A 21,495-nucleotide genomic window follows, 5' to 3' on the forward strand; every position below is an offset into this window, starting at 1 on the left:
TTACCTAAATTTTAGAAGCGCATGATCTCAGATGTTTTTATAAGACGACCGGTCACGTCTATCGTTATATCCCTGCTGATTTTACTCGTAGGTGTATTGGCGATGATGAACCTGCCGGTTACACAATATCCGGATATTACGCCACCCGTAGTCTCTGTATCTGGTAACTATACCGGTGCGGATGCTCTTACGGTGGAACAAACCGTAGCTACTCCGGTAGAGACACAGGTAAACGGTACACCAGGCATGATGTATATGAGCTCGAATAGTACCAGTACCGGCCAGATGCAGATGAACGTTACGTTCGAAGTAGGTACTGATGTAAATATAGCGACACTTGATGTGCAGAACCGTGTGAGCATCGCTGAACCACGTTTGCCGGAAGAAGTGCGAAGACTCGGTATGGTGGTGCGTAAACGAAACCCGAGCATCATGATGGTGGTAGGTATATATTCACCCAAAGGATCGCACGGTGTTGAATACCTCGATAACTATACCAACATATTTGTGCGCGATGCCTTGTTGCGTGTACCCGGTGTTGGTGATATCAATGCTTTAGGACAGGACTTCAGTATGCGTATCTGGCTCAAGCCGGATAAGCTCGCGCAATATAGCATTGGTGCAAAAGAAATATCGGCTGCTATACAGGAACAAAACCTGCAGGTTGCTGCCGGTACGGTAGGAGCAATGCCGCAATTCAATTCACAGACGTTCGAGTACCCGATCACGGTAAACGGACGATTATCAACGAAGGAAGAATTTGAAAATATAGTGGTACGCACGAATCCGAAAGACGGATCGCTGGTATACCTGAAAGATGTTGCCCGCATTGACTTCGGCCGTTTTGACTACGGAAGATTCTCGGCCATCAACGGTAAACCCGCTGCCATGTTGCTCATATACCAGGCACCCGGTAGCAACGCACTGGCTACTGCCGAAGGTGTATACGCAGCGTTGGAGGAACTGAAGGCTGCATTCCCTTCCGATGTAGACTATGTAGTTTCATTCGAATCTGTATCAGTAGTGGAAGTTTCCATTGAAGAAGTGGTACACACATTGGTGGAAGCATTGATCCTGGTAACCATCGTGGTATTCCTTTTCTTACAGAGCTGGCGTGCTACACTTGTGCCGGTACTGGCGATACCGGTATCAATTATCGGTACATTCATTTTCTTTATACCACTCGGCTTTACGATCAACACCCTTACGTTGTTCGGATTTGTGCTTGCGATTGGTATTGTGGTGGATGATGCGATTGTGGTGGTGGAAGCCGTGCAGCACTATATAGATCATGAAAAACTTTCGGCTAAAGATGCAACGCGCAAGGCGATGAAAGATATAACCGCTCCGGTTATTGCCATCGCGTTGATATTGGCCGCTGTATTTATACCGGTAGGATTTATACCAGGTATTGTAGGCCGCTTGTATCAACAGTTCGCCATCACCATCGCTATATCGGTATTGATCTCGGCATTTGTGGCACTTACTCTTACACCGGCATTGTGCTCGCTGATGCTGAAGCCGATGAATGTAAATAAAGATTCCCGCGGACTGAATAAATTCTTCTTCAAGTTTAACGGCTGGTTCGGAAGAACAACGGATAACTATTCGCACGGTGTGAAACACAGCATTCGCTATACACCGCTTGTGCTTATCCTGTTGGCCTGTATATATGTAGGTACATTTGCACTCTTCCAAAGCAAACCTACCGGCTTTATACCGACCGAAGATGAAGGACGTCTTTTCATTTCATTCGAGTTGCCGGAAGGTTCATCATCATCGCGCACACGTGAGCTGATGGCTAAACTTTCGGATATGATTCGTGAAGTACCGGCTATTAAAAATTATACCGGTATAGGTGGATTGAACGTGATTAACTTTGCATTCAAACCGAACAGTGGTACATACTTTATTCAGCTGCGTCCGTGGAGCGAACGTAAAGATCCTTCGCAGCAGTTGTTTGGTGTTATAGCTCAATTGCAACAAAAGTTTGCCGCAATCAAGGAAGCCAACATTGTAATTGTACCACCGCCTGCTATACCGGGTCTCGGACAAACGGGAGGTTTCAGTTTCATGCTCGAACAAAAATCCGGGACAGATATAAAAGAATTTGAGCGTGTACTAGGACAGTTCCTGATGAAAGCGAATCAACGCCCGGAGATACAGATGGCCTATAGCTTCTTCACAGCCAAAACTCCCGGTTACTATGTTGAAGTAGATCGTGAGAAGGTAAAGAAACTCGGAGTAGCAATGTCTGATGTGTTCTCAACAATGTCATCGTATATGGGTAGCCAGTACGTTAACGACTTTACACGATACGGAAGAAACTTCCGCGTAGTAGCACAGGCTGATACTGTATACCGTGATGATATAGAAGACCTGAAACAATTTTACGTGTTGAACAGAGAAGGAACTTCCGTTCCACTCAGCGCACTGGTGTCGTATCGCGTTGTGGAAAGCGCGCCCGTTATATCGCACTATAACTTGTTCCGCTCAGCTGAGATCAACGGTAACGCTGCAGCCGGCTATAGCAGTGGGCAGGCACTGGCTGCATTGCGCGAAGTTGCTGCCGAAGTTTTACCGGCTGGTTATGGCTATGACTTCTCCGGCCTCAGCCGCGAAGAACTTGCTGCGGGTAGCAGCACGATCACCATCTTTGCACTTTCTATCTTAGTAGTATTGTTACTGCTTGCTGCCTTGTACGAAAGCTGGTCAGTTCCATTCTCGATCATGTTAGCCGTACCGTTGGGTGCTTTCGGTGCGATCCTGGCATTGACATTCCTGCCGAAGCTCAACAACAATATATATGCGCAGATCGGTTTGATAACACTCATTGGTCTTGCAGCGAAGAACGCAATCCTGATTGTTGAGTTTGCAAAAGAGCGTGTGGACAAAGGAGTTGAACTCATTGAAGCAACACTCGATGCTGTGAAGCTTCGTTTACGCCCGATCATCATGACATCGCTCGCATTTATACTCGGTGTATTGCCGTTGGCATTGGCATCCGGTGCAGGGGCCGTAGCACGTCAAACCATCGGCTGGACAGTAATCGGAGGTATGCTCGCAGCAACATTCCTTGCAATCTTTATCGTCCCCGTGCTATACGTAATTATAACGAAGGTCTCTTACGGTAAGAAGAAACTAACCGAACTCCGCGAAGCCGATCGCACAACTCCGCATATATGATGCAGGATTTAAAAATTGGATGATTAGAAGATTTTTAAATTGAAAGATTCTAAGACTTGAAAAATTTTAATATTCAGGAATTTTAAAATATATACTTTGCAAATGAAACGGGTATACCTTGTCGGTGTACCCGTTCTTTTTATCGACAATCTATTTTTAATTCTTTGGTTTTCCGTTCATCCTAATTTTATAATCTTCTAATCTTTTAATCTTCCATTCTTCTAATCTTCCAATCTTCCAATCTTCCATTCTTCTAATCTTCCAATGTTCCGACTCCTTCCGAAGTCATGACCACACGCCTCATACTTCCGTCTTTATTATAGTATAGATAATCGAGGCATACAGATCGTCTTTGGCTGCTGCCATCTTTTAAGCCTCCGTTGTGATAGAAGAAATAGGACCTGCCTTTGAAATCGATAATGGCGGGACGATTTGTTTCACAGTTGCCAGCAAGTTCATTGAGTATACCTTTAAACTGCCACGGACCATCGATCGAGCGGCTCATCGCGTACGCTACTTTCTCCGGAGATTGATAGCCATACGATAAATAATACCAGTCATTCTTTTTATGTATATGGGCTCCTTCCATAAAGTCAGGCAACTTGACGGTTTTAATGGCTCCTTCCAGCTCGATCATAGTATCGCGGAGCTTTGCATAATAACATTTATTCTTTCCCCAGAATATATACGCTTGCCCGTTGTCGTCTAGGAGTACTGTTGGATCGAAGTTATCGGTGCCAGGAAGTATACCTGTTTTGGTGGTGATAAGTGCGGCACCAATGGCATCACGAAACGGTCCGGTCGGTGCATCGGAAACTGCTACACCAATGGCTTTGCCTTCGATGGTTGCATGCGTTACGGCTACATACCAATAGAACTTATTACCACGCTGAATTACCTTCGAGGCATACGCATCACCTTTGGCCCACTTGAAGTCAGTGGCTTTCAGATTTACCGGGTGTTCACTCCAGTCTCGCAGGTTCTGCGAGGAGAAACACAACCACTTGTTCATTATATATTGATGTGTGCCCGGAGGCGCTTCATCATGACCCGTATATAAATATACAGTCTCGTTATGCACGAGTACAGTTGGATCTGCCGTGAACGTATGCCGGATGATCGGATTACCGGTGAATGAAGTATTTGTTGCTGGCATGAGTAATTATTTATTGGAATTGAAGAAGATCAATGCAAAAAAACAATGCCAGCAACTTTAAAAGTGTCAGTTCAATGAAGTGTGAACACCTGGAAAGATCTTTAGATGAATTTTTGTAATGAAATGAATAAGCTCCAGCAGGTATGTTTTCTGCAGATCGTTTGAAAAGCGGTAGCCCGAATTTTTTTCGCCATGCAGTTTTTGAAGGATACTTGCTATTTCTTTATCCTGTACGTCATTCAGCGCGTAGAGTGTATTACTCATGGTGTTGAACAGGCGGTTGTACCGGATGTGTCGTAACGTATTCTCAGGAAGTAAATGTTTGTCGAACATATAAACCGATCCACCCGACACCTGCCTGGATATATGTACTATACAATACAGATTACTTATCGTGCTCAGAATAATCATCGCACCTGCCCTTCATTGTGCATCACCTGTTCCATGGCTTCATGGTTAGAAATTAGTTCCTGAAAGCGGAAGGTGTAACGGTGGTCTGCTTTTTGAAGAAGTGATTGAAGTGAGCCGGCTCTTCAAACCCGAGACAATAACTGATCTCGGATATATTCCAGTCAGTATGCTTTAACAGCGCTTTAGCTTCACTCGTTAAACGTTCAGCTATGTGATCGGTAGTAGTCTTGCCGGTTGTGAGGCGTATAGCGCGGTTCAAATGATTAACGTGTACCGATAACTTCTCTGCAAAGTCACTTGCTGATCGCAAAGTGAATCGCTGCGAAGGTGAATCAATCGGAAACTGGCGTTCCAGCAATTCTGTGAACACAGCCGTGATACGCGCGTTTGCATCGGTATGCTGATAGAGTGTCTCCGTAGGCTGCACTTTCAATGCATAATGGATCATCTCCATAATATAGTTTGTGATGAGATCATATTTATAGATATAGTCTGATCCAATCTCATTCAGCATTTTATCGAAGACACTGCTGATATACTTGTCCTGCGATTTGTTCAGCGAGTAACTGGGTTTGTTACCGGGCACAAACATCGGCAGATCACGTATACTTCCGCGCAGTCGCTCCGTAAAGAACGATTCCTTGAAAATGCAAAAGTATCCCGTTGAATCATCCGACCGTTGTTCAAAAGTATAGGGAACATTACTGCTAAAAAACATCAATGTAGTCCCCGACACTTCAACACTTTTATCAGCATAGTGGTATAGATGATTACCGCGCATCAACGTGATCTTGTAAAATTCTCTCCGGCTATACGGAGCAGGCTGTTTACCAGGCCCCATACAATCTTCCAATCGGAACACATTAAAATGCCCTATATCTTTTTTAAGATTCTCCGGAAGCCAGTTGAATTTTTGTTTATAAAAGTCTTCGAGTGTCTCAATCTTTGGCATGATGCTGAATTTAAAAATTGAAAAATTGCAAGATTGGAATATCGAAAGATCGGGTGTTCCTGTTAGCACCGTGATTGTTGAAGTTAGGAGTCCTGATTTTTCAATCTTCTAATCTTCCAATTTTCCAATTAAGAAAACAGATTTTCTGTCAGTCAAAGGTAGCAACGTTGCTAACCACGAAACTTATAACCTTCAAACGAAAACTTGCAAAATTCAAACAATTGGGGATGTGAGGATGGTGTTTGTTTTTTGCAGGCTAAAATGGGGATTATATAGTAAAATAAGCGAAATCCGCCTTACGGACGCATGATTCCGGTGATTGGACCATTCCATTCGGGAAACAATTCGCGCTTGTTTGTAATTCGCAGGTGCGTGGCGGCTACTTCGCTGAACACACTTCGGAAATCGGTAGTAACAGCAAGATCGCGACCGTCTTCCAGGTTCTCCGTGGCAAGTGGATTTACGGTGCCATATACTTTTCCCCCTTGTACATTATTGCCGATGATAAATGAACACGAAGCGCGACCGTGATCGGTTCCACCGGTCCCATTTTGTTTTACAGTTCTTCCGAATTCCGTCATGGTCATCACCGTTACATCATCATGATATACTTCCACGTCATTCCAGAAGGCAGCGATGCTATTGCTCAGATCTCTTGCCTGGCGTGCAAACGTACCGTTGTGCGTACCTTGCGCGAAGTGTGTGTCCCATCCGCCTGACTCAGCGAATGCGACTTCCAGTCCTACATCCATTTTGATAAGCTGTGCGATTTGCTTCAGTGCATTTCCAAGTTCACTGGCAGGATACTGCACGTTGTTGGCAGGAGTATATTTCTGCACATCGGCCTTCTGCAATATTTTAACAGCATCGAAGCTTTCTTTACTGGTCTCTTTCAGCAATGCTGACGATGTCTGATCATACAGCTCTTCAAAACTGCGGGCTGCGGTAGTTGCAGCTGCCGGGTTACCTTTCAATTGTACTGTAAAATCTTTCAGATCTTTTATGGCCAGCGCACCGTGCTCACCGTATAGCACACGCGGCATCGATGAAGTTATACTTACAGCCTGGAAGGGCGAAGCGTCATGTCCTGTGAGTCCTATAGCGCGGTTAAGCCAGCCACTCGATGTATTTTTATTAAACGGTGTGCCCGACTCCATATAGTCTTGCGCATCGAAGTGTGAACGTGTTGTATTGGGTGATCCCATACCGTGGACAATAGCCATGCGATTGTCGCGATATAGCGACTCGAACGCGCGCAGGGAAGGATGTAGTCCAAAACGTCCATCGAGATCGATTAACGGTTCGATACCGTTATTTTTTACTGCTGACATAGATAATGTTGGCCGCGCTGCCTTTAGGTATATATCTGTAAAAGGCGTTACGGCCATTAGCCCATCCATGGCGCCACGCTGAAAAATGCATACCAGTATTTTGTTCCGTTTATAGGGGGCTATTATTTTATCGCTTCCGGCAGCCCTTGCTATAAAGGTTGGCACACCGCCAAGTCCTGCACCCAGTAAAGTAAGTCCGCCTGCTTTTATAAATCCTCTTCGTGTTATCATCATCTCTATAGTTATAGCATATTATCTTCTTTGAAATTCAGGGGAGCCCAGCAAAATGCCAACTATTTGTGAAAGCCTGTATACATCGGTTTGGTCAGACTTGGCCAACGGTTGGTCAGACGTGATTTCTTCGTGCAGGGAGTCCGTTGCAGCAGTTGATTGTGCAGCTTTACCAGCGGCTTCATCTACTTTCTGTTGAAGGTCCGGTGCATTCAGAAGCGGTGTAAGTTGCTGAATGGTTTTATCCAGATTGCGGCCGGGCATCAACAATTTGCTATAGGTTGCCAATGCATCTTCGGCACTCTCCGGTTCGTGATTGTTGTTCAGGCCGAGGAGATTAAATTTTATACCCGGTATACGTTTATCTGCCAGGGCAAGTCCAAAGTTCATGCGGTTCAGCAATGAACCTGTGTTGATCCAGTGTTGACCTTTATCCGGGAAACCCGTAGGCGCCTGGTAGAAATATACCGGTTGTCCCATGCGTGTTAACCAGGTATATACCGGATAAGGATTTCGTATATCTGCCTGTAGCGCACGTATACTGCTTATGGCGAGTTCAAAGGGTGATTTGGTTTTGGTGCGTATAGCAGATACATCCCAGAACTCAACGGAAGTAGTCATGGTGATCAATACCTTTTTTATATCTCCATCCGTATCCCGGAAAGTTTTCGCCATAGCATCGATGAGACTTGCCGGGGGATTGTCGCTTACAAAACGTGTGGCAATTTTTGCAGCAATGAATTTTGCCGTAGAGGGATGTGCCGCGAGCATTTGCAGCAGTTGTATACCTTCATCATAGCCACCTCCTGCTTTGAAAGCTATACCTAATACTTTTTTCTCACCGGTATCATGGCGATTGGGGGTGAACAAGAAATCACCATCGTGTATATAACCACGGGCTGTCAGTTTTTCTTCACCGGCATTGTCCAATAACTTTCTGTAGCCGTTTCCAAAATTCTCTTTCCCCATAGGATATATAGTCCAACCGGTAAGAATACGTGCAGCTTCGGTAACATCGTTCTGTGTATAACCTCCGTCAACACCCAGGGTATGTAGCTCCATGACTTCGCGTGCATAATTTTCATTGAGTCCACGCATGCGTTTTTTGGATGAGACACGTTTCTTATTTGTACTATCCATAGCACCTACGCTGCTGAAGTTATCGAGGTATAATAACATAGCCGGAGATTTGGCAGTGGCAATCAGCAGGTCTTGGAATTTACCCAATGCCCGAGGCCGGATCACATCCCGCTCGTAAGCCGGAATAAACTGGCTGCATATTCGTTTTGTGAAGGATACATTAAAATGATTGAACCAGAATTCCGTGAGTACTTCCTGTAACTGATTTTCACTATAGACAGCGCGAAGTATTTTTTGATTGATGAATTGCCGCGTGAGTTCGCGTTCAGACCTGATGTTTTTATCCCGGGCATATTGCCGTAGCTGTTCACGGTAGCCTGCTATATTTACTTTTGCAGAATCACGATCAATCACACCATCGGCAACAGCCATGCGCAATATTTGTGCATTCTTGTAATATGTATTTACAACTTCAGCGTTGCTCAGGGTTAGCGCATCATAGTCGCGCAGACGTTCATCGAGAGGTGCGTCTGTTGTATTTGCAGCTAATTGCTTTTCGAACCAGTTCTCCAGGCCGGTAGCCATCACGTTGTCAATCATTCCGGGTGTTGCTCCATAGGTAAACCTGCTGACGAGGTGCGCAGCTGCCTGTTCTTCCGTGAGACCAACCTTCGCGTATGGAAACCGATAGAACACCGGAGCGCCAGGCAATTGTACAACCGAAGCGGATAACACAATCGCATTGAGCAATACAACGATCAACACCAATATAAACAGAGCTTGATTTTTCGAATACATATGATGAAAGATTCATTTCAGGTCCGTTGGACAATACTTTTATCCAAAGGTTTAAACGAATAAATAAAAAAGAAATAGACTCCTGTTGTAACAAAGATTCAGGCAACCCAATCAGTTTATAGGATATACCTGAGGCGTAATTCAGTCTTTTCCTGATGTGCGGCTTTCAGCGATTGCCGATCTTGTTAAAAATTAGCATTGGAACTGATGTATGCCTGCTCTTGCATTTTCAAAGCATACGCATTTCCGATCAAGACAGGCTACTCATATCCGGCAACGTAGCAGATCATTTAAATAAACGTATGGCGCTTCGCAGTATATCTTGTGTAATCACAATCCTGATTTTATTTCTGTTCTGCAACGTACAAGCACAACGTGCCTTCAAATTCAAAACCATCAAGCTCGAAGATAACCACATACGTTGCATCCTGCAGGACAAGCGTGGCTTTATGTGGTTTGGTACGTTTGACGGGCTCGTTAAATACGATGGTAACAAACTTGTTATCTATAAAAATACGGTGGGCGATTCTACCAGCATCAACGGTAACTGGATAACCGATATACTCGAAGACCATGAAGGCTATATCTGGATCGCTACATACGATGGCCTCAGCCGCTACGATCGGGTAACAGATTCATTTCAGCAATTCAAGGCAGGACGATCTCCTTATAATATTCCCGGTAACAATGTAGAAGATATATATGAAGATCGTGCCGGAAACCTGTGGATTGGTACGAACCTGGGTATATGCAGGATCGATAAGAAACGAACGGGCACAATCCGGTATATACACGATAGAAATAACCCTGCAAGTCTTGTGTCCAACGAGATCCTTACAATGCAGGAAGACAACGAAGGCTATATGTGGATCGGCACCGCGAAAGGACTCGAGAAACTGGATGTCTCAAAGGGTATATTTACACACTATCAGCTGAATTCTTCTGTAAATGAATCGCTGAGTGGTGAATTCGTTCGCGATTTGTTCCTGGATCGTGAAGGTGATCTCTGGATCGCGACAAAAGGCGATGGTGTAAATTTATTCGATCGCAAGACGGGTACCTTCACGCATTACCGGCATGAACCCGGTAACAAATATAGTCTGAGTAATAATGAGGCGATGGTTATAAGCCAGGATGCCGAAGGGCGTATCTGGATCGGAACCGAGAATGGTGGTCTGTGTATCTTGGATAAGCAATCCGGCCGGATCAATACTTATGGCAGCAACAGCAATGATGCAAGCGGTTTGATTCAGAATTCCATTCACGTACTATACCGCGATCGTTCGAAGAACATGTGGGTTGGTACCGCCAGCGCGGGTTTAAGTTTTCTGGACTGGAACCAAAAGAAATTTATACACTACGCGCACGATGCGAGTGACCCGCAAAGTCTGGGTGACAATGACGTGCGCGGCTTTGTGGAAGATAGAGACGGATATATATGGATTGCTACGGATGGTGCCGGTATAAATGTTCTTGATCCGGTAAAGCGAACATTCCTGCACTATATGAAAGAGGAGGGCAAGAATAGTCTCAGTGGTAATTACGCTACTTGTATCGCGCAGGATAAAGACGAGAATATATGGGCTGGTACGTGGGCGGATGGTCTTAATTTCTTCGACAGGACCAAACAACAATTTACGCACTACAAAAATATACCAGGCGATTCCTCGAGTCTGTTGGTAAACGAAGTCTTCGGTGTTATCAGCGATCACGAGAATAATATATGGGTTTCGTTATTTGCAGGGGGGGTCAACAAAATCGATCGCAATACCCGTAAAGTAACTCGTTACTTTCATCGCGAAGGTGTGTCCAACGGACTCAGCAGCAACCGTGTGTTTCTCACCTTCCAGGACAGTAGAAATATAGTATGGATTGGCACTGAGCTGAGCGGCATTGATTGCTATGATCCGGCCACAAACAGCTTTACACATTACTCGCACGATGCACACGATCCGCAGAGCATCAGCAACAACACTATACAGGATATATTTGAAGATAGTAAAGGCAACATTTGGATATGTACCACAAGCGGCTTAAATCGCTTCGACCGAAATACAAAACGTTTCCAGGTATACCAGTTGAAAGATGGGTTGCCCAGCAACGCCACCATGAGTATAGAAGAAGATGACCGTGGTAATCTATGGATAGCCTCTAACAAAGGACTGAGCAGGTTTGATCCGGTTAGCAACACATTCAGAAATTATACTGTAACCGATGGATTGCAGGGAAATTCATTCGGGTTTAACAGTTCCATGAAAACAAGAGACGGTCTCTTGTATTTCGGAGGTAACAATGGATTTAATGTGTTTCATCCCGACAGTATTATGGACAACCCCATTATACCACCGGTAGCCATTACAGACTTTCAGCTTTTTAACAAATCGGTTTCGCATCGCGACAATCCTATATTAACGGCTCATATTGGTGAAACGCAAAACATCGTGCTGTCATACGATCAATCTGTTTTTTCATTCGAATTTGCCGCGTTGAATTTTACGGCTCCGGATAACAATCAATACGCATATCGCCTGGTGGGTTTTGATAAGAACTGGAACTATGTTGGCAACAAACATTTTGCAACCTATACCAATCTTGATCCGGGTGAATATACCTTCGAAGTAAAAGCGTCAAACAACGATGGTGTTTGGAATGAAGAAGGTACAGCCATTCATATTGTTATTACACCGCCATTCTGGTTAACGTGGTGGTTTCGCGCAACGGTAGGGCTGCTGGTTGTGGGCAGTGCATTTACCTTTTATCGTGTTCGTATCAATCGCGTAAAGCGGCAGCGAAATATACTCGAAAACATTGTGGCCGAGCGGACAGCTGAAGTAGTAGGACAAAAGGATCAGCTTGAGGCACAGGCCCAGTTTCTCCAGGAGATAAACGAAGAGCTTACGCGGCAAACGGCAGAGGCCGAAGAAGCGCGCAAGGAAGCAGAGCGGGCGAATAAAGCGAAGAGTATATTTCTGGCAACGATGAGTCATGAGATCCGGACACCGATGAATGGTGTTATCGGTATGGCTTCATTACTCGCGGAGACATCGCTTACGGCTGAACAGTTTGAATATACTGAAACCATTCGAAGCTGTGGTGATAATTTGCTCACGGTGATCAATGATATACTTGACTTCTCCAAGATCGAGTCCGGTAAAATGGAACTTGAGCATATATCATTTGACCTGCGCTCGTGCGTGGAAAGCGTACTCGATGTATTTGCCGGAAAGGCAGCCAAGATCGGCCTGGACCTGATATACCAGATAGAACCCAACGTGCCGAATAAAATTATAGGCGACAGCGTACGGTTGAGACAGGTGTTGATGAACCTTGTATCAAACGCTATAAAATTCACTACGGAAGGAGAGATTTTTGTGAATATAGGTATAGCGAAAGATATACCGGCGCAAGGCGATGCGCTTTGCCTGCGATTCTCGGTTCGTGATACAGGCATTGGTATACCGGAAGATAAACAGCATCTTCTTTTCAAGTCGTTTGCACAGGTAGATTCGTCTACTACGCGTAAATATGGAGGCACCGGTCTCGGTCTGGCGATCTGCGAAAAGCTGGTACAACTGATGGGTGGCAATATTTCACTTTCCAGTAAACCCTCCGTTGGTTCTGTGTTCACGTTCTCGATTATGACAACCTCGGCTGATGAAGCCTTCCAGAAATATGTATACCTGAATCCCAATGATTGCATCGGCAAGCAAGTACTGGTTGTAGACGACAACGAAACGAACCGCATGATTCTGAAGGCGCAGCTTGAACAATGGAAGCTTGTGCCGATCGTAGCTGCTTCTGCTTCAAAAGCGTTGGAGGCTATACAGATGCATACCCGTATCGATCTGATGATTACAGATTATCACATGCCTGTGATGGATGGCGTTGCATTTACAAAGATTGTAAAGAAGCAATATCCTGAACTGCCGGTATTGTTACTTTCCTCGTTGGGTACTGATAAGACAGATGAGCTGTCGGAGTTATTCTTTTATATACTTACCAAGCCCGTGCATCAGAAGCAATTGCATGAAGTAGTATTTCAGGCACTGCGGCACGAGCGTAAAGTACAGGCACGCGTTGTACAAGCTACACAGCAACTCTCGGAAGATTTTGCGAAAACAAATCCGCTCACGATTCTGGTTGCAGATGATAACATGGTAAATCAAAAGTTAGCGGTGCGCATATTGAATAAACTTGGTTATACTCCGAAAGTTGTAAGCAATGGAGTAGAAGTGTTGGATGCGATGCGCGCTACAGGCTATGATGTGATCCTGATGGACGTGCAGATGCCGGAGATGGATGGTCTTGAAGCAACACGGATTCTCCGACAGGAGCGTCAATGCGATTCGTTTATCATTGCCATGACTGCTAATACCATGCAAGGCGATAAGGAGCAATGCATCGATATCGGTATGGACGATTACGTGAGCAAACCGATGCGATTGGAAGATATACTGAAGGTGCTTGAAAAGGCGGCTACGCATTGTGCGGACAAGAATCGACTTTGAGCCGGGAGTTATTACATTTTTTTCGCCAGTTGCAATCCTATTGCACGTGTTCATACGTTATCTTTGAGGCGTGAGGTTTACTGCAATCATATTGGCTATATATACGCTGGTGCTGGCATGCTATCCCTGCATGGACCGAAACGCTTGTGTTGATGAACCGGTTCCCGTTGCTACGCAGACTTCCCTGGCCGATCAGCATACTCAAGACAGCGATGACCAGGATCATTGTTCTCCGCTTTGCATTTGTTCCTGCTGTGCTGCCTTTGTTCAACTCACTACTTCCACGATTATTATACCTGTGCATGTATCGCACTATACCGGGTTGCTGGTTCCGTATCAGCAAAGAGCATTGCTTACCGGTACACATGCTATCTGGCAGCCACCCAGGTTAGCCTGATTCCTATTACGTGGCGTTTCGTCACTCATTTCAACTTTATTTCTATTATTAATTCTGGCAGCGCAGGACGATGCGCAGATGTATAGTGTTTATAGCTATACCTGCCGTGTGATGCGTCTGTCCAATACCTATCATATTTTAGTTTATGTTAGACAGGATCATTCATTATTCCATCCACAATAAGCTCGTAGTTGGTTTGTTTGTTTTCGGGTTGATTGTGTGGGGTGGATATTCACTGATGAAATTGCCGATCGATGCCGTACCGGATATTACCAATAATCAGGTGCAGATCATAACAACAGCTCCATCGCAGTCGGCACTTGACATCGAGCGGCTTGTTACATTCCCGGTAGAACAGACCATGGCAACTATACCGGGTATACACGAGATTCGAAGCTTTTCACGCTTCGGTCTTTCGGTTGTTACCATTGTGTTTCAGGACAATGTAGATATATACTGGGCGCGACAACAGGTAAATGAACGCATGGTGTCTGCTACAAGCCAGATACCGGCAGGTATAGGACAACCCGAGCTGGCCCCGGTAACCACGGGGCTGGGCGAAATATACCAGTATATAGTTCGGCCGAAGGAAGGATATGAATCGAAATATACCCCGATGGAACTGCGCAGTGTGCAGGACTGGATTGTGCGAAGACAACTGCTGGGCACGGCAGGCGTTGCTGACGTTGCAAGCTTTGGCGGGTTTCTGAAACAATACGAGATTGCCATCGATCCGGATAAACTTCGCAGTTACAACCTGAGTATACAGGAGATATTTACCGCGCTTGAACAAAACAACGCCAACACCGGTGGGGCCTATATCGACAAGAAACCCAATGCGTATTTTATTCGCAGCGAAGGCCTCATCAGCTCGGAAGAAGATATAGGGAAGATTGTTATAAAAAATACTAGCAGCGGTATGCCCGTGCTCATTCGCGATGTAGCCGTGGTTCGTTTTGGACACGCCAATCGCTTTGGTGCCATGACCTATAATCACGAAGGCGAAGTAGTGGGCGCCATTGTGTTGATGCTGAAAGGCGAAAATTCCAATGCCGTGGTAAATCGCGTAAAGACGCGGATACAACAAATTGAAAAGACATTACCCGAAGGACTTGAGATCGATGCATTTCTCGATCGCAGCGAACTGGTAGGCAGAACAATTGGAACAGTAGAGAAGAACCTGATTGAAGGTGCACTGATCGTTATTGTAGTACTTGTTCTTTTCCTGGGTAATCTGCGTGCCGGGCTTATTGTGGCTTCAGTTATTCCACTGGCGATGCTCTTTGCTGTGGGACTCATGTATACCTTTGGTGTATCCGGAAATTTAATGAGCCTCGGTGCCATTGATTTCGGCCTGATTGTAGACGGTGCCGTAATTATCGTAGAGGCAACCATGCACCACCTTGGCCTGCGCTCTATTACCCGGATACTGACACAGTCTGAAATGGATGACGAAGTATATACTTCTGCTACGAAGATCAGAACTTCGGCTGCGTTTGGAGAGATTATCATTCTTATAGTATACCTGCCTATTCTTGCACTGGTGGGTGTAGAAGGTAAAATGTTTAAACCGATGGCACAGACGGTGGCATTTGCTATACTCGGAGCATTTATACTTTCGGTAACCTATATACCGATGATGTCTGCACTCTTTCTGAGCAAACGTCCGCGGCACGAACGGAATTTGTCCGATCGTATGATGGACTTCTTTCACAGGATCTATACTCCCGCGCTTCGTCAGTCATTACGCTATAGGGCCTGGGTTGTGATAACGTCTGTAGTAATTTTTATAGCAAGTCTGGTATTGTTTTTAAAGATGGGCGGAGAGTTTTTACCGACCCTGGAAGAAGGAGATTTTGCTGTGGAGACGCGTGTACTCACCGGCAGCAGTCTGTCCTATACCGTAGATGCCGCACAGAAAGCATCTGAAGTTATACTGCGTGGCTTCCCAGATGAAGTAGAAGAGGTTGTAGCCAAAATAGGTTCGTCTGAGATACCAACCGATCCGATGCCGATTGAAGCGTGCGACCTGATGGTTATTCTGAAACCAAAAAGCGAGTGGAAGAAAGCACACAACCGTGAAGACCTCGCAGAAAAAATGGGCGAAGCATTGGAAGTTGTACCCGGTGTTACATTCGGATTTCAGCAACCTATACAAATGCGTTTCAACGAACTGATGACGGGCGTGCGACAGGATGTAGCCGTAAAGATTTTCGGTGAAGATCTTGAGACACTTACGGATTTGTCGCAGCAGGTTGCCAAAGTTGTTCGCGCGGTAGAAGGTGCGCGCGACCTATATGTAGAGGAAGTAACAGGACTCCCGCAGATCGTTGTTAAAATTAACCGCGATGAAATTGCCAAGTATGGTATATCTGTAGCTACGGTTAACCAGGCGATCAATACTGCCTTTGCAGGACAATCTGCAGGACTGGTATACGAAGGCGAAAAGCGTTTTGATCTTGTGGTACGATTGAATACCGAACATCGTCAGCAAATAGAAGATGTACGAAACCTGTTTATTACAACACCTACAGGAAATCAACTACAACTCAGTCAACTGGCAGAGGTTGAATTCAAGATTGGTCCGAACCAGATCCAACGCGAAGATGCCAAGCGCAGAATTATAGTAGGCTTCAATGTACGTGGCCGTGATGTAGCCGGGGTGGTAAAGGAGATTCAGCAGAAGATAGGGCAGCAGGTAGATTTACCGCCGGGCTACTACACAACGTATGGTGGCCAGTTTGAAAATTTACAGCAGGCACAGGCTAGGTTGTCAGTTGCTGTACCAGCGGCATTGATGCTGATCTTTATCTTGTTGTTTCTTACGTTCAATTCTGTTAAGCAATCCCTGCTCATCTTTACGGCTATACCTATGGCGGCTATTGGTGGCGTATTCGCGTTGCTTTTGCGCTCGATGCCATTTAGTATATCTGCCGGAGTCGGCTTCATTGCGTTGTTCGGTGTAGCGGTGCTCAACGGTATAGTATTGCTGGCCGAGTTTAACCGGTTGAAAAAGGAAGGCTATACCGATCTCCATGAAATAGTAATGAAAGGAACAGCCGTGCGTTTGCGACCGGTACTGATGACAGCTGCTGTGGCTTCGCTCGGTTTTTTACCCATGGCGTTAACAACCAGTGCCGGAGCGGAAGTACAAAAGCCGCTGGCTACGGTAGTGATCGGTGGACTAATTACCTCTACCTTGCTTACGCTGATCGTGTTGCCATGCCTGTATATATACTTTGAAAATATGCACTGGCGCAAACCGAACGAAAATGAGACAATATAAGGTATATCCCTCCGCCATTATGAAAAAAGACTATCAGCCGAAATCAACTATATATCAGATGAAATCGAAAGTTCTATTGATATTGCTGTGTTCGTGGTATACTATGCAGGCACAAAGTGTAACGGTTACACTGGATGAAGCTATTCAGCAAGCGCTACAGAAGAATAAAAGTATCGAAGCCGCCATGTGGGATGTTGAATACCAACAGCAGTTAAAGCGTACAGCCCTGGATGTCGGCAAAACCAGTGTGGTTTACATGCGTGGCCAATATAACAGCTACACCAAAGACGACAACAATATAACCGTTTCGCAAAGTATACCCTTCCCGACTGTTTTTACAACGCAACAGGCACTACACCGCTCCCTGGTAAAAGGAAGTGAACTGCGTAAGGCTGTAACCGAAAACGATTTGGTATACCAGGTAAAGCAGGTGTATCACGAACTCCAGTATTTAGCAGCATGCGAAGCGCTTTTGAAACGACAGGACAGTATATATACTGCATTCGTAAAAGCCGCAGACCTGCGTTATCGCACCGGTGAAGCACGTCTGCTGGAGAAAACGACAGCCGAGACACAACACCGTGAGATACTGAATCTGCAGGCACAGGTACAGGCAGATATCCTGATATACCAGGAACAATTGCAGGTACTTATCAACAGCGAACAGCCGGTACAAATAGGACAGCGTAGTCTGACGGAGCGTACATGGGAATCGCCAATGGACAGTGCATCAGTTCAGTCAAACCCTGAGCTGGTATACTTTAAACAACAGACCGAAGTAACAACGCGCGAGCGTAAAGTTGCCAGCGCCCGCTTTCTTCCGGATATCACGGTAGGTTACTTCAATCAAACGCTTATTGGTACGCCGGTAAACGCGAGTGGCGAGCTTGCTACGAAGAGCGATCGCTTTCAGGGCTTTGAAGTCGGTCTGGCCATACCGTTGTGGTTTGGTCCACAGGCAGCCAAAGTTAAAGCCGCTTCCATGCAGCAGAAGAAAGTGCAGGCAGAATATGAACACTTGCAAACACGCACCCAGGCACAATGGCAGCAGGCTGTGCAGCAGTATACAAAGAACCGGAACACCGTAAATTACTATAAGACATCCGCTGTGGTTAATGCTGAGCTGATCCTGAAGCAGGCAACGATAGCTTTTCGGAACGGTGAGATCGGGTATACGGAATACTGGCTGGCCGTTCGCAATGCCATGCAGCTACAGGAAAATTATCTGCGGGCTATTAACGCGCTTAATCAATCCGTGGTAACGCTTGAATTTCTGGCGGGTACCAGGTAAGGGGCGCTATAGCGATGTACTATATGAATCACTTTATTTTAAAACGAAATATGAATTTTATTAAATATATAGGGATACCGATGGTAATGGTGTCAATCCTTTTCGCTTGTAACAGCAAGGAAGAAACTGCGGCAGAAGAGGAGCATCCTCACGAGGAAGAAACCAATTCGGTTGAACTGACGGAAGGACAAATCAAAACCGCTGGTATTTCACTTGGTAAAATTGAACCGCGGCAAATCAGCGGCACCATTAAAGTAAACGGTGTGCTTGATGTTCCGCCCCAGCAACTCGTGAGTATATCGGTGCCGCTGGGTGGCTTTTTGAAAAGCACTACACTGCTGCAGGGATCACGCGTACAGAAAGGACAGTTGATAGCCGTAATTGAAAATCCTGAATATATACAGCTGCAACAGGATTACCTCGAAGCGATGAACCAGTTTGAATTTGCAAAGGCCGATTATGAACGGCAACAGGAACTGGCAAAGGAAAATGTGAATGCCCAGAAAACTTTGCAGCAGGCTAAATCAACCTATCAAAGCTGGCTTGCAAAACGCAACGGGTTAATGGCAAAGCTGAAACTGATTCATGTAGACCTGAGTGAAGTTGAAAAAGGAAATATTACCAGCACCGGAAATGTATACTCACCGATCAGCGGTTATGTTACCGAAGTAAATGTGAACATCGGGAAGTTTGTAGCGCCATCGGATGTGCTTTTTGAAATTGTGGATACAGAACATCTGCATGCAGAGTTAACGGTATTTGAAAAGGACGTTTTGAAATTACGAATAGGACAGAAGGTTAGGTTCACCCTGGCCAATGAATCGGAAGAGCGCATGGCTACAGTATATTTGATTGGTCGTGAGATAGGTGCCGATCGCAGCGTTCGTATTCATTGTCACATTGATAAAGAAGACAAGGAATTGCTGCCGGGTATGTACCTGAAAGCAAATGTTGAGACAGGTGGCGCGAGAGTTCCTGCATTGCCGAACGAAGCCGTTATTGATTACCAGGGCAGGAAGTATATATTTATACCGGTAGAAGGCGAGGAACACGAACACCACGAAGAAAAGCAAACCGGAGAAAAGCCTGCAGAAAATACGCATGAACACGAAGAGGGAACTCACTATAAGATGGTTGAAGTTCAGATCGGTAACAGCGAGTTAGGTTTTACGGAAGTTACATTGCCGGATACCCTGGATCTTAATATAGAGGTGGTGGTTAAAGGTGCGTATTCCATTCTGTCGAAGATCAAAAATAGCGAGGAAGAAGGTGGACATGCACACTGATTAAAATGATATAGCCAGGAACGCTTGTCCATGGTTTTTTAAATCAATTGGCTTTTGCCGATTTATAGGTTTAAAGAGATTGCCCCACTTCTTGATGCATTGCGTTGAAGATAGTAATGGGTGTTTCTTTAAACCTTTTTCATTCCACCGGTTCAGGTGTCTGCGTGAATCAACGCTTCTTTTGTACGCTCATTTCCTGGAGTGGGTAAAATTTATGCCATCCAATGTCTATATAAAATATACCCTTTACATGATGTGCTGGTTTGAGACAGATGTAGTCATGTTCATTGCCAGAAGTTGCCGTTGCTGCAGGGAACGATTTTTTGCGGGTTCAGTGTGAGTTCGTAATGTTATTCAGGTTGTAAAATATAAGCGTATGGATACTTCAAGTACAGACCGATTGCTCGATACGATTGTAGATGACATGGCCTATGCTGCTGCTATTGTGGATGACTTGCACGACCGTGGGTATGATAACAACTTTGAGCTGGTAGGCAACACTCTGGTATGTTTGCAAAGCCAGGAACAATATGCCCCACGGGATTTCTGGGTTGATGAGATCTATAGATTTGACCACGATGGTATAGGACTCCGTGGGTATTTTGTATATGCATTGCGTGAGCCTGTACGTGATGTGATGGGAATTTTTATAGCGCGGCTTGTTGAAGACCTGAGACTATAGCGTGCGTGTGAATGAAATATATTTACCGGCCAGGCATACCGCTATAAATTACCCATGCCTGCTGAATTGAGTTGTTGATATTCTATACTGTCCACATAGCTCCTCATCCCGGGGGCTCTATATGCCTTTTGTGCAGGGCATAGTTTTATTATAATTTTCATAAAGCCCCTCTCTTTATGAAGAAACTCATTGGACTCCTCCTGGCCATGCTGGTGGTAAGCATGGCAACGGTCTACGCGCAACGTACTTCAGATTCCACACGCATCAGTGCTTCCCTGCGGGAAGATCAACCGAATGAAGAGTCGCGATCACACTATGCACCCAAAGATTATCAGGCGGTTGAATCGTGGGATATACCGGCTGCACTGCGAAGTACACTGCAAGGCTATCGTTATAAAGGATGGAAGGAGGGAGGCCGGTTTTACAAAAGTATTTATAACCGCGGGTATATATTGAACCTCGCTTCTGGCAACAGTACCAGGAATTTCTATTTCGATCGGAACGGAAACGAGATCAACACCCGTGTTGTCTGGACATCGCTTGATTAACTATATATATTCAGAAATGAGACATACAAAGGCCGGGTTTCTACACCTGGCCTTTTCATTTGTTGTATCTGCAGGTTTGATCCCAAAAAGGCATCGAGAGTTCTCTTAATTGGAATTATACCACTATAAAAGGTATTATAATGCGTTGAAACCTATGATAATCGGGGTTAAAGCATTAGATTTGATCATTCCGAGAGCCCATCTCGATCCGTTTAACGATTTGACAGTCACAGACTAAAAGCAATTGTTGTATTTGTTTTCAGACAATGCCGGGAAAAGCTTGTCTGTGCGCAATTACTGTGGAATAGTTATTGGATAAAGCGGCTCAGCTTGAATCTCTTATTAAAATCTA

Annotated in this window: 13 protein-coding genes; 8 read left to right on the forward strand and 5 right to left on the reverse strand. The window is 45.2% G+C overall.

Annotated features, from left to right (window positions below):
* Positions 1-21 precede the first annotated feature (21 nt).
* Positions 22-3,186, forward strand: coding sequence for an efflux RND transporter permease subunit (locus ACFQ21_RS29880; protein ID WP_377586408.1), 3,165 nt, complete (start codon positions 22-24; stop codon positions 3,184-3,186).
* A 253-nt stretch (positions 3,187-3,439) separates the two neighbouring features.
* Here the strand turns inward: ACFQ21_RS29880 and ACFQ21_RS29885 are convergent, their stop codons facing one another.
* The 5 genes from ACFQ21_RS29885 to ACFQ21_RS29905 all read right to left on the reverse strand — a co-directional run bounded on the left by ACFQ21_RS29885 (position 3,440) and on the right by ACFQ21_RS29905 (position 9,145).
* Positions 3,440-4,342 (reverse strand): glycoside hydrolase family 43 protein, encoded by a 903-nt coding sequence (locus tag ACFQ21_RS29885; RefSeq protein WP_377586410.1) that lies wholly within the window; start codon positions 4,340-4,342, stop codon positions 3,440-3,442.
* Between the two features lie 66 nt (positions 4,343-4,408).
* Positions 4,409-4,753 carry a hypothetical protein gene (locus ACFQ21_RS29890; RefSeq protein WP_377586412.1) on the reverse strand — a complete coding sequence of 115 codons (345 nt, stop codon included), beginning with the start codon at positions 4,751-4,753 and terminating at the stop codon, positions 4,409-4,411.
* A 52-nt stretch (positions 4,754-4,805) separates the two neighbouring features.
* Positions 4,806-5,705, reverse strand: a complete 900-nt coding sequence (locus tag ACFQ21_RS29895) for a helix-turn-helix domain-containing protein (RefSeq protein WP_377586414.1) — start codon at positions 5,703-5,705, stop codon at positions 4,806-4,808.
* Positions 5,706-6,001: 296 nt separating this feature from the next.
* Positions 6,002-7,270: a DUF1501 domain-containing protein gene (locus tag ACFQ21_RS29900; protein ID WP_377586416.1), complete on the reverse strand. Its 1,269-nt coding sequence runs from the start codon at positions 7,268-7,270 to the stop codon at positions 6,002-6,004.
* Between the two features lie 18 nt (positions 7,271-7,288).
* On the reverse strand, positions 7,289-9,145 hold the full coding sequence (locus tag ACFQ21_RS29905) for a DUF1800 domain-containing protein (RefSeq protein WP_377586418.1): 1,857 nt from the start codon (positions 9,143-9,145) through the stop codon (positions 7,289-7,291).
* 302 nt (positions 9,146-9,447) lie between these two features.
* Here ACFQ21_RS29905 and ACFQ21_RS29910 point away from each other — a divergent pair, with 302 nt between their 5' ends.
* The 7 genes from ACFQ21_RS29910 to ACFQ21_RS29940 all read left to right on the forward strand — a co-directional run bounded on the left by ACFQ21_RS29910 (position 9,448) and on the right by ACFQ21_RS29940 (position 21,143).
* Positions 9,448-13,653: a hybrid sensor histidine kinase/response regulator gene (locus tag ACFQ21_RS29910; RefSeq protein WP_377586420.1), complete on the forward strand. Its 4,206-nt coding sequence runs from the start codon at positions 9,448-9,450 to the stop codon at positions 13,651-13,653.
* 70 nt (positions 13,654-13,723) lie between these two features.
* The gene (locus ACFQ21_RS29915; RefSeq protein ID WP_377586422.1) at positions 13,724-14,050 is read left to right on the forward strand and encodes a DUF6660 family protein; all 327 of its coding nucleotides are present in this window, start codon (positions 13,724-13,726) and stop codon (positions 14,048-14,050) included.
* A gap of 145 nt (positions 14,051-14,195) precedes the next feature.
* Positions 14,196-17,336, forward strand: coding sequence for an efflux RND transporter permease subunit (locus ACFQ21_RS29920; RefSeq protein ID WP_377586424.1), 3,141 nt, complete (start codon positions 14,196-14,198; stop codon positions 17,334-17,336).
* On the forward strand, positions 17,323-18,627 hold the full coding sequence (locus ACFQ21_RS29925) for a TolC family protein (protein ID WP_377586426.1): 1,305 nt from the start codon (positions 17,323-17,325) through the stop codon (positions 18,625-18,627). The genes ACFQ21_RS29920 and ACFQ21_RS29925 overlap by 14 nt, the downstream gene beginning before the upstream one ends.
* A 50-nt stretch (positions 18,628-18,677) precedes the next feature.
* Positions 18,678-19,913, forward strand: coding sequence for an efflux RND transporter periplasmic adaptor subunit (locus ACFQ21_RS29930; RefSeq protein WP_377586428.1), 1,236 nt, complete (start codon positions 18,678-18,680; stop codon positions 19,911-19,913).
* Positions 19,914-20,289: 376 nt separating this feature from the next.
* The gene (locus ACFQ21_RS29935) at positions 20,290-20,595 is read left to right on the forward strand and encodes a hypothetical protein (protein ID WP_377586430.1); all 306 of its coding nucleotides are present in this window, start codon (positions 20,290-20,292) and stop codon (positions 20,593-20,595) included.
* 176 nt (positions 20,596-20,771) lie between these two features.
* Positions 20,772-21,143 carry a hypothetical protein gene (locus ACFQ21_RS29940; protein WP_377586432.1) on the forward strand — a complete coding sequence of 124 codons (372 nt, stop codon included), beginning with the start codon at positions 20,772-20,774 and terminating at the stop codon, positions 21,141-21,143.
* Positions 21,144-21,495 lie beyond the last annotated feature (352 nt).

Origin of the sequence: Ohtaekwangia kribbensis (assembly GCF_042676245.1) — a bacterium.
GTDB classification, from domain to species: Bacteria; Bacteroidota; Bacteroidia; order Cytophagales; family Cyclobacteriaceae; genus Ohtaekwangia; species Ohtaekwangia kribbensis.

Bases quoted from the DNA above. Each gene is read 5' to 3' on its own strand.
- ACFQ21_RS29880 (WP_377586408.1), top strand. From the start codon at position 22: ATGATCTCAGATGTTTTTATAAGACGACCGGTCACGTCTATCGTTATA.
- ACFQ21_RS29885 (WP_377586410.1), bottom strand. From the start codon at position 4,342: ATGCCAGCAACAAATACTTCATTCACCGGTAATCCGATCATCCGGCAT.
- ACFQ21_RS29890 (WP_377586412.1), bottom strand. From the start codon at position 4,753: ATGATTATTCTGAGCACGATAAGTAATCTGTATTGTATAGTACATATA.
- ACFQ21_RS29895 (WP_377586414.1), bottom strand. From the start codon at position 5,705: ATGCCAAAGATTGAGACACTCGAAGACTTTTATAAACAAAAATTCAAC.
- ACFQ21_RS29900 (WP_377586416.1), bottom strand. From the start codon at position 7,270: ATGATGATAACACGAAGAGGATTTATAAAAGCAGGCGGACTTACTTTA.
- ACFQ21_RS29905 (WP_377586418.1), bottom strand. From the start codon at position 9,145: ATGTATTCGAAAAATCAAGCTCTGTTTATATTGGTGTTGATCGTTGTA.
- ACFQ21_RS29910 (WP_377586420.1), top strand. From the start codon at position 9,448: ATGGCGCTTCGCAGTATATCTTGTGTAATCACAATCCTGATTTTATTT.
- ACFQ21_RS29920 (WP_377586424.1), top strand. From the start codon at position 14,196: ATGTTAGACAGGATCATTCATTATTCCATCCACAATAAGCTCGTAGTT.
- ACFQ21_RS29925 (WP_377586426.1), top strand. From the start codon at position 17,323: ATGAGACAATATAAGGTATATCCCTCCGCCATTATGAAAAAAGACTAT.
- ACFQ21_RS29930 (WP_377586428.1), top strand. From the start codon at position 18,678: ATGAATTTTATTAAATATATAGGGATACCGATGGTAATGGTGTCAATC.
- ACFQ21_RS29935 (WP_377586430.1), top strand. From the start codon at position 20,290: ATGGATACTTCAAGTACAGACCGATTGCTCGATACGATTGTAGATGAC.
- ACFQ21_RS29940 (WP_377586432.1), top strand. From the start codon at position 20,772: ATGAAGAAACTCATTGGACTCCTCCTGGCCATGCTGGTGGTAAGCATG.